This window comes from Pseudomonas sp. PB103, assembly GCF_009764635.1.
Lineage (GTDB): Bacteria > Pseudomonadota > Gammaproteobacteria > Pseudomonadales > Pseudomonadaceae > Aquipseudomonas.
The window spans coordinates 45,987-58,342 of sequence record NZ_RWIL01000130.1 but is presented as its reverse complement, the minus strand read 5'-3'; the positions used below and the strand labels follow the sequence as shown (position 1 = coordinate 58,342).

At 59.1% G+C, this 12,356-nt stretch carries 13 protein-coding genes, 1 tRNA gene and 1 pseudogene; 9 read left to right on the top strand and 6 right to left on the bottom strand.

What is annotated here, in order from left to right; genetic code table 11:
• Positions 1–27: 27 nt before the first annotated feature.
• Entirely contained in the window at positions 28–1,356 is a 1,329-nt protein-coding gene (locus tag EJA70_RS24035) for a D-arabinono-1,4-lactone oxidase (protein ID WP_178116972.1), read from the bottom strand.
• A 76-nt stretch (positions 1,357–1,432) separates the two neighbouring features.
• Positions 1,433–1,789 carry a cytochrome c5 family protein gene (locus EJA70_RS24030; protein ID WP_158834018.1) on the bottom strand — a complete coding sequence of 119 codons (357 nt, stop codon included), beginning with the start codon at positions 1,787–1,789 and terminating at the stop codon, positions 1,433–1,435.
• Between the two features lie 369 nt (positions 1,790–2,158).
• Between EJA70_RS24030 and EJA70_RS24025 the strand changes: the two genes are divergently transcribed.
• The 5 genes from EJA70_RS24025 to EJA70_RS24005 all read left to right on the top strand — a co-directional run bounded on the left by EJA70_RS24025 (position 2,159) and on the right by EJA70_RS24005 (position 8,317).
• On the top strand, positions 2,159–3,784 hold the full coding sequence (locus tag EJA70_RS24025) for an NADP-dependent glyceraldehyde-3-phosphate dehydrogenase (RefSeq protein ID WP_158834016.1): 1,626 nt from the start codon (positions 2,159–2,161) through the stop codon (positions 3,782–3,784).
• A gap of 130 nt (positions 3,785–3,914) precedes the next feature.
• Complete coding sequence (locus tag EJA70_RS24020; protein ID WP_158834014.1) at positions 3,915–4,265, top strand: DUF3302 domain-containing protein; 351 nt, start codon at positions 3,915–3,917, stop codon at positions 4,263–4,265.
• 5 nt (positions 4,266–4,270) lie between these two features.
• Positions 4,271–5,230, top strand: coding sequence for an HlyD family secretion protein (locus EJA70_RS24015; protein ID WP_064391030.1), 960 nt, complete (start codon positions 4,271–4,273; stop codon positions 5,228–5,230).
• A gap of 61 nt (positions 5,231–5,291) precedes the next feature.
• Complete coding sequence (locus tag EJA70_RS24010; RefSeq protein ID WP_178116969.1) at positions 5,292–6,332, top strand: FUSC family protein; 1,041 nt, start codon at positions 5,292–5,294, stop codon at positions 6,330–6,332.
• 83 nt (positions 6,333–6,415) lie between these two features.
• Positions 6,416–8,317: an acyltransferase family protein gene (locus EJA70_RS24005; protein WP_158834012.1), complete on the top strand. Its 1,902-nt coding sequence runs from the start codon at positions 6,416–6,418 to the stop codon at positions 8,315–8,317.
• Here the strand turns inward: EJA70_RS24005 and EJA70_RS24000 are convergent.
• A complete protein-coding gene (locus tag EJA70_RS24000) occupies positions 8,314–9,213 on the bottom strand; it encodes a DMT family transporter (RefSeq protein WP_158834010.1) in 900 nt (299 codons plus the stop codon). The genes EJA70_RS24005 and EJA70_RS24000 overlap by 4 nt on opposite strands.
• 149 nt (positions 9,214–9,362) lie before the next feature.
• On the opposite strand from EJA70_RS24000, the gene EJA70_RS23995 reads away from it, so the two are divergent.
• Together EJA70_RS23995 and EJA70_RS23990 are read left to right on the top strand one after the other, a co-directional pair.
• Positions 9,363–9,800, top strand: coding sequence for an Lrp/AsnC family transcriptional regulator (locus EJA70_RS23995; protein WP_158834008.1), 438 nt, complete (start codon positions 9,363–9,365; stop codon positions 9,798–9,800).
• Between the two features lie 58 nt (positions 9,801–9,858).
• Complete coding sequence (locus EJA70_RS23990; RefSeq protein ID WP_158834006.1) at positions 9,859–10,185, top strand: YceK/YidQ family lipoprotein; 327 nt, start codon at positions 9,859–9,861, stop codon at positions 10,183–10,185.
• A gap of 71 nt (positions 10,186–10,256) precedes the next feature.
• Here the strand turns inward: EJA70_RS23990 and EJA70_RS23985 are convergent, their stop codons facing one another.
• Positions 10,257–10,928, bottom strand: coding sequence for a Bax inhibitor-1/YccA family protein (locus tag EJA70_RS23985; RefSeq protein ID WP_008081508.1), 672 nt, complete (start codon positions 10,926–10,928; stop codon positions 10,257–10,259).
• Positions 10,929–11,050: 122 nt separating this feature from the next.
• Here EJA70_RS23985 and EJA70_RS23980 point away from each other — a divergent pair.
• Both EJA70_RS23980 and EJA70_RS31275 read left to right on the top strand, forming a co-directional pair.
• Positions 11,051–11,138 (top strand) — tRNA-Ser (locus tag EJA70_RS23980).
• 208 nt (positions 11,139–11,346) lie between these two features.
• Positions 11,347–11,469: pseudogene (locus tag EJA70_RS31275) on the top strand (site-specific integrase); the annotation flags it as partial.
• Positions 11,470–11,520: 51 nt separating this feature from the next.
• On the opposite strand, the gene EJA70_RS31425 reads toward EJA70_RS31275, so the two are convergent.
• Positions 11,521–11,670: a hypothetical protein gene (locus EJA70_RS31425; protein WP_371924618.1), complete on the bottom strand. Its 150-nt coding sequence runs from the start codon at positions 11,668–11,670 to the stop codon at positions 11,521–11,523.
• A 26-nt stretch (positions 11,671–11,696) separates the two neighbouring features.
• The gene (locus EJA70_RS31185) at positions 11,697–12,263 is read right to left on the bottom strand and encodes a hypothetical protein (RefSeq protein ID WP_256677724.1); all 567 of its coding nucleotides are present in this window, start codon (positions 12,261–12,263) and stop codon (positions 11,697–11,699) included.
• Positions 12,264–12,356 lie beyond the last annotated feature (93 nt).

The following is a 12,356-nucleotide window of genomic DNA, read 5'->3' as shown; positions in this document are numbered from 1 at the left end:
GCAGAAAACTGCGTCGATTAACGGCCATCAGCTCACCCCCAGAATCGACGACAGATGCGCATTGAGAAAGCGCCCACTGGGATCGAGCGCCTGGCGTACATCGACAAATTCACGCCAGCGCGGGTACAGCGGTTGCAGGTTCTTCGCGTTGAGCGTGTGCAACTTGCCCCAGTGTGGACGGCCGTTGTACTTCCAGAAGATCGGCTCAACCGCCGCAAAGAAGTTGTGATGATCCATCTGGTAATGCTGGTGTACCGAGATCGAACAACTGTCGCGGCCCTCGAACATGCTCAGCGGAATATCGTCAGACTTGACGTAGCGGTACTCAATGGGAAACCAGGTGCGCAGGTCCTTGTCCTGAATCAGCTTGAGAATCTCGCGTAGACACGCCGGGCCATGTTCAGCCGGCACCGAGTATTCCATCTCGTTGAAACGCACGGTGCGCACGTTGGCGTAGATGTCGAACGAGTCGCCCACACGGTCATCGAAACTGGCCAGATGACGCAGGCTGTTGAGCATTGTGCGGCGCAGGTCAGGGAAGTCGCTGCCGTACTTGTCGATCTTCGCGATCAGGGTGACGAACTCGTTGCCGCCCTCTTCTTCCGGGCTGATCGGCGGCGTGGCCGGGTCGTCGGTTTCGTTGAGGGCGATGGACAAGGCGTAGTCGGAATGGGTGACCACGAGCATTTCCCAGTGCTGGTTTTCCCTCGTGTTCTTGTCGATATCTTCGAGCAGCTCTTCGGTCTTGGCGATCCATTGGCGTTCGCGCAGGCGATAGGCCGGGCGGTTTTGCAGGCGGATTTTCGTCGCCACACCGAGGGCGCCAAGGGAAACCCGCGCGGCGCTGAATACTTCGGGATGGCGTTGGCTATCGCAGTCGAGCACCTCGCCACTGGCCGTTACCAGTTGCATGCCGCAGACGTGGGCCGAGTAGGACTGGAAGTTTTTGCCAGTGCCGTGGGTCGAGGTCGAGATCGCCCCGGCGAGGGTCTGGTAATCAATGTCGGCCATGTTTTGCAGGGCCTGACCAATATCTTTCAGCGGCACGCCCATGCGTGACATCGGCGTGCCGGCGGCGAATTCGGCTTGCAGGGTTTTCGCGTCATGCTCGAGCAAACCGTTGAAGTAGCTCAGCGACAACAGCGTGCCGTCGGTGGGCACCAGCGCACTGAACGAATGCGCCGAACCGACTGGGCGAATCTTGCCTTGCGCCTGTTTGATGATCGTCGTCAGCTCGTCGAGATTCTTCGGTGCCAGCCGCGCCGCCGGCAGGCAATTCTGCCCGCCCGACCAATTGCGCCACGGGATCAGGCGTGGCGCGCGCATCAACTGGCCCAATGCCGGATGGCTCGCCAATGCGCTGAACGCACCAACAATACTTGCCCGTTGCAACAACTGACGCCGTGTCAGATCCATGGTCATGCCGGGCACCTTATTGTGGGAGGGGCTGGTCGGCCATGAAGCCGATCAATTGCAGGAATTGTTCTTCACTGCACTCGACGCACTGGCCCATCGGCGGCATGCCGTTGTAGCCATTGATGGCGTGGTCGAGCAGCGTGTCGGTGCCCTGCTGAATGCGCGGCTCCCAGGCTTTGCGGTCACCGGTAAGCGGTGCGTTGGCGGCGGGGTTGGCGTGGCACAACTGGCAACTGTTGGCGTAGATCTGTGCCAGCGCCGGGTCTTTGGGCATGGCGTTGCTGTTGGCGCTGGCTGGGGGTTTGGGGTCTTCGCCGCAGCCAGGCAGCGCCATGGCCAAGGCCAGCAGCAAAGTGAGTCGGATTGCCCGCATAAAAGCCTCGCTTGTTGTTATGCCCACACCTTAAGGCAGCGACAACAGCGGGTTGAGGGCATTGCGGGACAGTGAGGGGGGCAAACGGGGCCAGGCAGGATTTACCTTAGAATCGGCTACAAACACAAAAACCCTGTGGGAGCTGGCTTGCCAGCGATAGCGGTGTGTCAGGCACTGAAAGTATTGAAAGTACCGGCCACATCGCTGGCAAGCCAGCTCCCACAGAGTTTGCGGTGTTGCTGCCCGCTCTGCTGTGCGCGTTTGCGTGACATTCGGGTGACATTTGCGGGTTTAAATTTCGGCGCATTCAGGCGTATAACCTGTAAAGACTTTTAGCTCTGCATGCGGACATCAACACGGGGTAGCGACATGACCACAGCAAACATCCTTGGCAACCTGTTCCCTTCTGTCAGCGACATCCCGGAAAAATACCGCCTCGACGGTCAGGTCGAGCAACGCGATTATCTCGTCGACGGCCAATTGCGCCGCTGGGACGGCCCGCTCGCCACCGTGCGCAGCCCTGTCTATCTGCACGGCGAAAACGGCGACGAACAAGTCATCCTCGGCAGTACGCCGCTGCTCGACGCCGACACCGCGCTCACCGCCCTTGACGCCGCCGTGCGCGCCTACGACCGTGGCCAGGGCCTGTGGCCGACCATGCGCGTGGCCGAACGCATCCAGCACGTCGAAGCGTTCCTCGGGCGCATGCGTCAGCAACGTGACGCGGTGGTGAAGTTGCTGATGTGGGAAATCGGCAAGAACCTCAAGGACTCGGAAAAAGAGTTTGATCGCACCTGCGATTACATCGTCGACACCATCAATGCGCTCAAGGAACTCGACCGCCGTTCCAGCCGTTTCGAGCTGGAACAGGACACCCTCGGCCAGATCCGCCGCGTCCCGCTCGGCGTCGCGCTGTGCATGGGCCCTTACAACTATCCGCTTAACGAGACGTTCACTACGCTGATCCCGGCGCTGATCATGGGCAACACCGTGGTGTTCAAACCGGCCAAGCTCGGCGTGCTGTTGATTCGTCCGTTGCTGGAAGCGTTCCGCGACAGCTTCCCGACCGGCGTGATCAACGTCATCTACGGCAGTGGCCGCGAAACCGTCAGCGCGCTGATGGCCAGTGGCAAGATCGACATCTTCGCGTTTATCGGCACCAACAAGGCCGCCAGCGACCTGAAAAAGCTGCACCCCAAACCACACCGCTTGCGTGCAGCGCTGGGTCTGGATGCGAAAAATCCGGGCATCGTCTTGCCGGAGGTCGATCTCGACAACGCCGTCAGCGAAGCCGTCACCGGTTCGCTGTCATTCAATGGCCAGCGCTGCACCGCGCTGAAAATCCTCTTCGTCCACGAAGATGTCGTCGACAGTTTCATCGAGAAATTCAACGCCAAACTGACCACGCTGAAGCCGGGCATGCCGTGGGACAGCGGCGTGTCGCTGACGCCATTGCCGGAGTCGGGCAAGGTCGATTACCTGCATGGTTTGGTGGCCGACGCGCGCGCCAAAGGTGCCGAAGTGGTCAACCCCAATGGTGGCGAATCCCGCGAGTCGTTCTTCTACCCGGCGGTGCTGTACCCGGTGAACCCGCAGATGCGCGTGTATCAGGAAGAACAATTCGGCCCGGTTGTGCCGATCGTGCCCTATCGTCATCTCGACACCGTGATCGACTACGTGCTGGAGTCGGACTTCGGTCAGCAGTTGAGCATCTTCGGCACCAACCCGGTGGCGGTGGGTCGTCTGGTCGATACGTTCGCCAACCAGGTCGGGCGGATCAACCTCAATGCCCAGTGCCAGCGCGGCCCGGACACTTACCCGTTCAACGGGCGCAAGAACTCCGCCGAAGGTACGCTCTCGGTACACGATGCGTTGCGGGTATTCTCGATCCGTACGCTGGTGGCAACCAAGTTCCAGGACAGCAACAAGGATTTGATCAGCGAGATCATTCGCGGCCGTGATTCGAGCTTCCTGACCACCGATTATATTTTCTGAGCAACCGTCGCCCGGATCGCAAATAAGCAAAAAGGAGACAGCGTCCGATTATGATCCAAAGTGGCCAAGCGCCCGGCCAATCAGTGTCTACACTGATCCCAGCACTGTGCTGGATGCCGGGAGCTTGACCATGCTGGATTACTTTGCGCTAGGGGTTTTGGTGTTTGCCGGGCTCGTACTGTTTTACGGGATCATCGTGTTGCACGACATTCCCTATGAGATTGCCGTTCATCGTAACCACCCGCATCAGGATGCAATCCATGCCACTGGCTGGGTCAGTCTGTTCACGCTGCATGCGCTCTGGCCTTTCCTGTGGATCTGGGCGATGGCCTATCGAGAAGATCGCGGTTGGGGCTTCGGTGACGGTAAATCCGTGCAAAACCATGTGGTTCGCCTGGAGCAACAGGTGGTCGAACTGCAAGGACGCCTCGAACGACTCGAAGCGCTGAATGCCACCGCCCCCCAAAACCGGGAGGGCTGAACGCCATGGATCTGCTGCTCATCCTGACTTACGCCGCGTTCTGCGTCGCAGTGTTCAAGATCTTCCGTATCCCGCTGAACAAATGGACGGTGCCCACCGCCGTACTGGGCGGCATCCTGATGATCGGCGCCCTGATTTTCACCATGAACTACAACCATCCCTACTCCGAGGTGGCGCGCACTTACTTCGTGTCTGTGCCGGTGATTCCCATCGTCAGCGGCCAGGTGATCGACGTGCCGGTGAAGGGTAACGAGCCGCTGGAAAAAGGCGATGTGCTGTTTCGCATCGACCCCACACCGTTTGAAAACCGCATGAAGTCGCTCAAAGCGCAACTGGTGGCCGCCAAGGGTGATCGCTATCGCATCACCGAACTGATCCGGCGCAACTTCGGCACCCAGCGAGAGCTGGACGCCGCCATCGCCCGCACCGATGATCTGCAGGCGCAACTGGATAACGCCCAGTTCGAGCTGGACAACACCACCGTCCGCGCGCCGAGCAAAGGCTTCGTCACCCATGTTTCGCTAAGGCCGGGGATGATGGCGAGCAAGTTGCCGTTGCGTCCCTCAATGGTGTTCATTCCCGAGGAAGGCCAATACTTCGCCGCGTGGATGCGCCAGAACAGCCTCCTGCGCCTGACCGTCGGCGACGAGGCGGAAGTCGCGTTCGACGGCATTCCCGGCAAGGTGTTCGCCGGACGGGTGAAAAACGTCATCGGGGTGATTGCCGAAGGTCAGGTGCAACCTTCCGGCACACTGATCGGCTATACCGGTTCGCCGCCGGCCGGGCGTGTGCCGGTGATCATCGAAATCACCGATCCGGAATTCGCCCAATACAGCAAGCTAATGCCGGGCGGTGCTTACGGGCAGGCCGCGTTGTACAGTCAGCATTTCCACCACATTGGCACGATGCGCAAAATCCTCCTGCGTATGGCAGCATGGATGAATTACATTTTCCCTTTCCATTGATCTGAAGCCCAATCACGAGAGGCCCGCACTGAGTACTTACAGCACCCATCGACTTCCGCCCTTGCTGCGCCGTGTCCTGCGTCCGTTGCTTGATCCTTATCGACGCTACCGGCACGCGCGGCTGATTCATGCGGTGCGCGTTGCCCTCGGGTTGCTGGCAACGATCCTGCTGACCACCGGCATCAACCTGCCCCACGGTGAATGGGCCTCGGTGACCATGCTGGTAGTGATCGGCGGTTTGCAGCATCACGGCAACATTGGCAAGAAAGCCGCGGAACGGGCGACCGGCACCTTGATCGGCGCGGGCGTTGGTTTGCTGCTGGTGGCGCAGCAGGCGTGGCTCGGCATGCCCTGGCTGACGTATTTTGCGATGGCGGTGGTCTGCGGTTTTTTCTCTTATCACGCCATCGGCAAAGGGGGCTACACCGCCCTGCTCTCGGCGATCACCGTGTTTATCGTCGCCGGGCATGGCGACAACCCGATCACCGATGGTTTGTGGCGCGGCGTCGACATTCTCATCGGCATCGCCCTGGCCTTGGCGTTTTCCTTCGCCCTGCCGCTGTATGCCGTGTATTCATGGCGCTACAACCTCGCCGATGCCTTGCGTGACTGTGCCACGGTGTACGGACGCATCATCAGCGGCCAGCCCGTCAGCGCGGACGAACATTTGAAGCTGATGGGCCGGCTGGGCGCGGTGATGGTGCAGCTGCGTTCACTGATGCCGTCGGTGTCCAAGGAAGTGAAAATCTCAATGACCGAACTCGATGCCATCCAGCGCAACCTGCGCATGTGCATCAGCACCCTGGAGATCCTCGGCAACACCCGGCCGGACGCAAGCGATCCGCAAGCAATGGCCCACCTGCAATCGGCACTCAAAGCCGAACATCGCCAGATTCGGGTGCAGTTGATCGGCATGGCGCGGGCGTTGAAGAGCGGCGCCTCGCAGCGGTTGGAGCGGCCAATGGAGTTACCCGACGCCAGCCTCGATGCACCGGTGTACAGCGCGCTGGATGGCTACCGACTGTTGACGCGGCAACTGGCCGCCAACATCGGCGAAATGCGCCAACGCCTGGCGAAAACCGCCCCGCACTGGAACATCTGAGCCACTCGGCATAATTTCCATGTAACAACGCCGACATGATCACTACAATGCGCCATCGCAACGTCAGTGACATGGATGCACATATGCAGTTCAGGAAGAATATCAATGCGTTACGAGCACTGGCCGTTCTCTCGGTGGTGCTCTTTCACTTCAAGATCCAGGGTTTTGACGGCGGGTTTGCCGGCGTCGACGTGTTTTTCGTGATTTCCGGATTCCTGATGACCGGAATCATCTTCACAGGCCTGCAACAACAGAAATTCTCCCTCCTCGAGTTCTACGCCTCCCGAGCCCGGCGGATCATTCCAGCGCTGCTGACGTTGTGCGTGGCACTGCTGATCTTCGGTTACGTGTACCTGCCGCTGGATGATTTTCGCGAGTCGATCCGCACGATCAAAAGCAGCCTGCTGTTCAGCTCCAATTTCCTGTTTGCCAAAGACGGCAATTATTTCGACGCGCCCTTGCACGAGAACTGGCTGCTGCACACGTGGTCGCTGTCGGTGGAGTGGCAGTTCTACATGCTCTATCCCGTGCTGATCATGGGGCTCTACAAATACCTGGGCGCAGAAAAAACCAGACGTGCACTGCTCGTGCTGGCATTGATTTCGTTCGGGGCGTCGGTGGTGTTGTCGCAGACAAAGCCGATTTTTGCCTTTTACATGCTGCCGGCGCGTGCCTGGGAAATGATCGCTGGAGGCCTGGTCTTCCTGTTTCCGCTGCGTCTCAGCCAGCGCAACGGTTCACTCTGCGAAGGCCTGGGCCTGGTCGCCATCTTCATCAGCGTGCTGTGCTTTTCCGAGGATGATCTCTGGCCGGGTTACCTGGCGCTGTTGCCCGTACTGGGGACGATGCTGGTGATCTACGGCAACACCCAGTCGCTGTTCAGTCGCAGCAGAGGCTTGCAGTTTATCGGCAGCATCTCCTACTCCGTTTACCTCTGGCACTGGCCGCTGGTGGTGCTGTTGTACCTGTGTGGTCTGTTGAGCAGTTGGCCGCATGTGCTGGGGGCAATCGCTTGTTCATTGCTGCTGGGTGCCCTGTCTTTCTACTGTGTCGAATCGAAGGTCAAGAAGGTTTCGACAGCCCCGCGAACGCTGTTCAAATTTGCCTCACTGACGGTCGGGGTCGTCGCTTTGGCGGCGATGACGTCATCGTTGGTCAAGCAATATCCAGGCGCGCGATTGGCGTTTGTCGACCTCGGGCAACCGCAGTACACCAGCAAGTTGTACCCGCAGGAATGCTACCCGAACGCCTACGCGGCGGCGGACTGCAAACTGGGCACGGGTGAAGTCTCGGTGATTTTGTTCGGCGACAGTCATGCGCAATCGACTGCCGCCGCCGTACAGATAGACAACCCGCAAGCCGCCCTGTCGTGGTCCCGCGGCGGCTGCCCGCCCCTGCAGAACTTCGAGATGCGCGACAAGCCTCTGCAAAGCCAGTGCCTTGCCTTCAATCACGAAAAGCTTGAAGTGCTGAAACACTCATACCAGGGGGTGCCGGTGGTGCTGTTCAGTCGGGCGGCGCTGTATGCCGATCCAGGCAGAAACAACAGCTACCGCATTCACTTTCCCGAGCAAGTGGCGCCCGGCGAATCGGCTTTTGTCGATGCCTATGTGGCCGAATACAGCAAAACCGTGTGCGAGATTGCGCAAAACCACCCGGTTTACATCGTCAGGCCGATCCCGGAAATGCCTTTCAGTGTTTACAAAGGCTTGAATCTCAATCAGCGTTTGTTTCAGCAGGCGTCCGACATTTCCGTCCCGCTGGTCGACTATCAAAAACGCAACAGAATCGCCAATTTCACCATTGAAGCCGCCGCCAAACAGTGCAATGCAACGGTGATCGATCCAACGCCTTACCTGTGCCCGAACGGCAACTGCATGGGCTCGCGGGACGGCGTGCCGTTGTATTTCGACGACAACCATCTGGTCGATGCCGGCAATCAGCAACTCAAAGGCGTGTTCAAAGAACTGATCAAGTCCATTTAAGGGCGCGCGACGACACGCGCTCTCGACTTGAAGCCCCAACCCTGTTGCATGCCCGCAGCCGCCAGCAGGATCGCCACCACGCCGAGCCATTGCAGTGGCTGCAGGTGGTGGCCGAACGCGAACCAGTCAACGAAGATCGCGGCGATCGGGTAGATGAAAGACAGCGCGCCGGTCAGCGCCGTCGGCAATTTCTGAATCGCGCCGTACAGCAGCACATACATCAGGCCGGTGTGTACGATGCCCAAAGTGATCAGGCTGGCCCAGGCGCTCGGCGCCTGCGGCAACGCGCTGACCTGCGCGAACGGTGCCAGCAGCAACACCCCGGTGCACACTTGAATCAGCGCGATCAGGTGTGGCGGCGTGCCCGTCAGGCGCTTGATGATCAGTGCCGCGATCGCATAGAGCAAGGCTGCGCCCAACGCCAGAGCAATGCCCAGCAAATAGTCGCTGCCGCTCTCGCCCTGCGTCCCATGAGCGCTGACAATCGCCAGCATTCCGGCAAAAGAAATGCCTAGCCAGAACAACTTTTGCAGGGTGATTTTTTCGCCAAGGAACAGCGCCGCCAATCCCACCAACATGAACGGCTGCACGTTGTACACCGCCGTGCCAATGGCAATCGAGGCCCGCGAATACGAGGCAAACAGCAGCAGCCAGTTACCGACGATGGCTACGCCGCTGAGTATGGCGAGCAGAAAGGTAGTACGGGTCAGAATGCCCGGACGCAAACAGCCGAATCCCGCACAGATCAGTAACCGAGTCGCGGCGCCGAATACGCAGCGCCAGAACACCACGTCGAGTACGGGTTGCCCGGACACCAGCACGAACCAGCCGATCGTTCCGGAGATCAGCATGGCAGCGGTCATCTCCAACGAGCCGCGACGGGTGGATTTGTCCATCATTTATCTCCTGAGCATTAGGCGAAAGCATGGCAAAAGTATGCCAAGCCGACACGGAACCGCTCCAGCGTAAAAAGCAGGCTAAACTCGCCATCTACCTTTTTTATCGTGGGTATTTTTGCTCATTTGCCTAATCCAGGAGTTTCCCCATGACCGACGATATTGATCAGATCCTCATCAGCGCATTGATGGAGGATTCGCGGCGCTCGCTCAAGGCGCTGGCGCACATCAGCGGGTTGTCGTCGCCCAGCGTGGCCGAGCGCCTGCGGCGCCTGGAGGAACGTGGTGTGCTCAAGGGCTACACCGTCGAGATCGACCCGAAATGCTTTGGCTACCAGTTGCAGGCAATCGTGCGCGTGCGGCCACTGCCGGGGCAATTGCAAGAGGTGGAGCGGCAGATCATGTCCATCCCCGAATTCACCGAGTGCGACAAGGTCACCGGTGAGGACTGCTTTATCGCCCGCTTGCACGTGCGCTCGATGGAGCAACTGGACACCCTCCTCGACCGCTTGAACACCTTGGCGGAAACCAATACCTCGATCGTCAAGAAGACCCCCGTCAAGCGCCGACTGCCGCCGATGGCTTAAGTGCTATTTCTGCACGTTCAGCGTAGATTGAGTTTTTTCCGGCGAAGGATTGGCGGCGATGAGAATTCAGTTAATGGTGCTGGCAGCGTTGATGCTGGTGGGTTGTGGCACGGTTCAGACGGTCGTGCGCAGCGATCAGGCGGCAGCGGATGGCTTGAAGAAGCAGAAATCCTATTGCGGCGCAGTCCCTCGGATCTACAGCGGTGTCATGTACGATTTTTGCAGCCTGCATGCGCCTTTGGGCGAGGGCAAGGACGCAAACGACTACAACACGGCTGTCCCAGGATTATTGGTTGACGCGGTGGTGTCCGGAGCACTCGATACCCTGCTGCTGCCCTATACCCTGTATCGGCAAAGTACCGACGGCAGCATCGTCATCAACTAATCCCCCTGTGCTTTCCTGCAGCCGAAAAAAAACCCGCCTAAGCGGGTTTTTTGTTGCTTCACAGGCTGCGATCAGTCGTCGCGGCTCATGATGCCGAAGATCTGCAACAAGCTGATGAACAGGTTGTAGATCGATACATACAGGCTGATGGTCGCCATGATGTAGTTACGCTCGCCGCCGTGAATGATGGCGCTGGTCTGGAACAGGATGCACACGGACGAGAACAGCACGAAACCTGCGCTGATCGCCAGTTGCAGGCCGCTGATCTGGAAGAAGAAGCTCGCCAGCGTTGCACCCAGCAGGACGAAGAAACCGGCGGTGATGAAACCACCGAGGAAGCTCATGTCCTTGCGAGTGATCAGCACGTAAGCCGACAGACCACCGAACACCAGCGCCGTCATTGCGAACGCCGAACTGACGACTTCAGCGCCGCCCTGCATGCCCAGGTAACGGTTGAGGATCGGGCCGAGCAGGAAACCCATGAAACCGGTCAGCGCAAACGCGGATACCAGGCCCCACGCGGAATCACGGAGTTTGTTGGTGAGGAAGAACAGCCCGTAGAAGCCGATCAGCACCACGAAAATATTCGGGTAGCCGACGCGCATCTGCTGAGCGACGAAAGCCATCACACCGCTGAATGCGAGGGTCAGCGCCAGTAGGCCGTAAGTGTTGCGCAGGACGCGGCTAACCTCTAGCTGCTCAGCCTGCACGCTGTTATTAACTGCGTAATCCTGTTCGCGCATGGCGACACTCCTGTTGGTTTGAAACGTTCAGTCGCAAAGATCATAACAGACGCTCTGTAACAAGCCATGCAGAGAGTTTGACAGTGTGTTTCATTCAGGTATTATGGCGCCCGCAACGCAACGGAGGTGTGGCCGAGTGGTTTAAGGCAACGGTCTTGAAAACCGTCGACTGTAACAGGTCCATGAGTTCGAATCCCATCGCCTCCGCCATCTTATGTACGACAAAGCCCTGATTATTCAGGGCTTTGTCGTTTCTGGCGATTGAGATTTCTGCTGCGCTCATTCAGGCGTTACAAAACTTTTTGATACGCGTTACAAAACTTTTTGCTTTCTCTCCCTTCTCTGGCGTCCCGCCAAACGTAAAACACTCTTCATGTAACACGGTGCTACAAGTCTTTTTCTTGGAGTATTCGCAGATGGGATAACCAACGGCAACGTGATCCGCCAGCACTACGGGACGTGGGTCAATGAGGACGGACCCGACGTGGTCGGCGTGCTGCAAATGGCCTTGAAGCTGTCACCGGTTACAGCTCTACACTGAATCCGCTCAGGCCGACGCTGTCGGCAAAACGCCCCACCGCGGTCAGGCTAGTCAGGTGCGCAGCGACTCACGCCGCGAGCGCACCGGCACCCAGCGTGCCCCGCTGCCGCCCAGGCGAATCGACAGGCCCCAGTCGGGGCCGCCGTCGACCTTGGCCACCAGGCAGTCACGCACCGCCTGTTGGTCAACCAGGGCGCGCAACACGTCCTCATGAATGCCTTCGCCGATCACTGAGCGTGCTCTAGGCGCCGCGCCGTGGCCGCCGCCTCAAAGGTCTTGTACAAACCTTCGATACTGGCCGCGTTCAACACCTTCACCGTCTCAAGGCCCAGCACAAAACCGTCGGCGCGATCACTGGCGCGAGACAGATCCTCCACCGTGTGCGCTTGGGCAATTTGTTGCAGCAGTCTCTGGGCTTCACTCTCCACCGGGTGCGGCAGGTCTAACGCGACCAATGCTTTCTCCGGGCTATCCTCTAGCGAATCGGTGACGGCCGCCGGTGGCGCAAACTCCAGATCGCCGGGATTGACATCGATCAGCAACCAGCCGCCCAGCGGTGCATTGCAGCCATCAACGATCGGACCTTGCACCAGCTGGCCGTCGGGCAGGATCACCCGCAGCATGTTGGCATCCTTGGGGCCTTCCAAGTAGCGCGCCAGTTCCACGCGGGTACGATCCGAGCCGGCCGTTTTCAAGCGGACTGGACATTCAAGCGTCGTCAGCTCTGCCGGCGGCTGCCCCGCGTACCGCGCAATCACGGCAACGGTGGCCAAGCCTTCAAAGACGTGAGACATGAGTCGGGTTCCTAAGCGAGTCAGTAGGCGTCGAGGGAAAACCAGAGGGTCAGTTAATTGTAGACCAGCCTGTGGGGGGCCGGTTTCCACGGC

Excerpts from the sequence above, each read along its gene's own strand:
- EJA70_RS23985 (WP_008081508.1), bottom strand. The coding sequence starts at position 10,928 with ATGCGCGAACAGGATTACGCAGTTAATAACAGCGTGCAGGCTGAGCAG.
- EJA70_RS23990 (WP_158834006.1), top strand. The coding sequence starts at position 9,859 with ATGAGAATTCAGTTAATGGTGCTGGCAGCGTTGATGCTGGTGGGTTGT.
- EJA70_RS24005 (WP_158834012.1), top strand. The coding sequence starts at position 6,416 with ATGCAGTTCAGGAAGAATATCAATGCGTTACGAGCACTGGCCGTTCTC.
- EJA70_RS24015 (WP_064391030.1), top strand. The coding sequence starts at position 4,271 with ATGGATCTGCTGCTCATCCTGACTTACGCCGCGTTCTGCGTCGCAGTG.
- EJA70_RS24020 (WP_158834014.1), top strand. The coding sequence starts at position 3,915 with ATGCTGGATTACTTTGCGCTAGGGGTTTTGGTGTTTGCCGGGCTCGTA.
- EJA70_RS23995 (WP_158834008.1), top strand. The coding sequence starts at position 9,363 with ATGACCGACGATATTGATCAGATCCTCATCAGCGCATTGATGGAGGAT.
- EJA70_RS24000 (WP_158834010.1), bottom strand. The coding sequence starts at position 9,213 with ATGGACAAATCCACCCGTCGCGGCTCGTTGGAGATGACCGCTGCCATG.
- EJA70_RS24030 (WP_158834018.1), bottom strand. The coding sequence starts at position 1,789 with ATGCGGGCAATCCGACTCACTTTGCTGCTGGCCTTGGCCATGGCGCTG.
- EJA70_RS24025 (WP_158834016.1), top strand. The coding sequence starts at position 2,159 with ATGACCACAGCAAACATCCTTGGCAACCTGTTCCCTTCTGTCAGCGAC.
- EJA70_RS31185 (WP_256677724.1), bottom strand. The coding sequence starts at position 12,263 with ATGTCTCACGTCTTTGAAGGCTTGGCCACCGTTGCCGTGATTGCGCGG.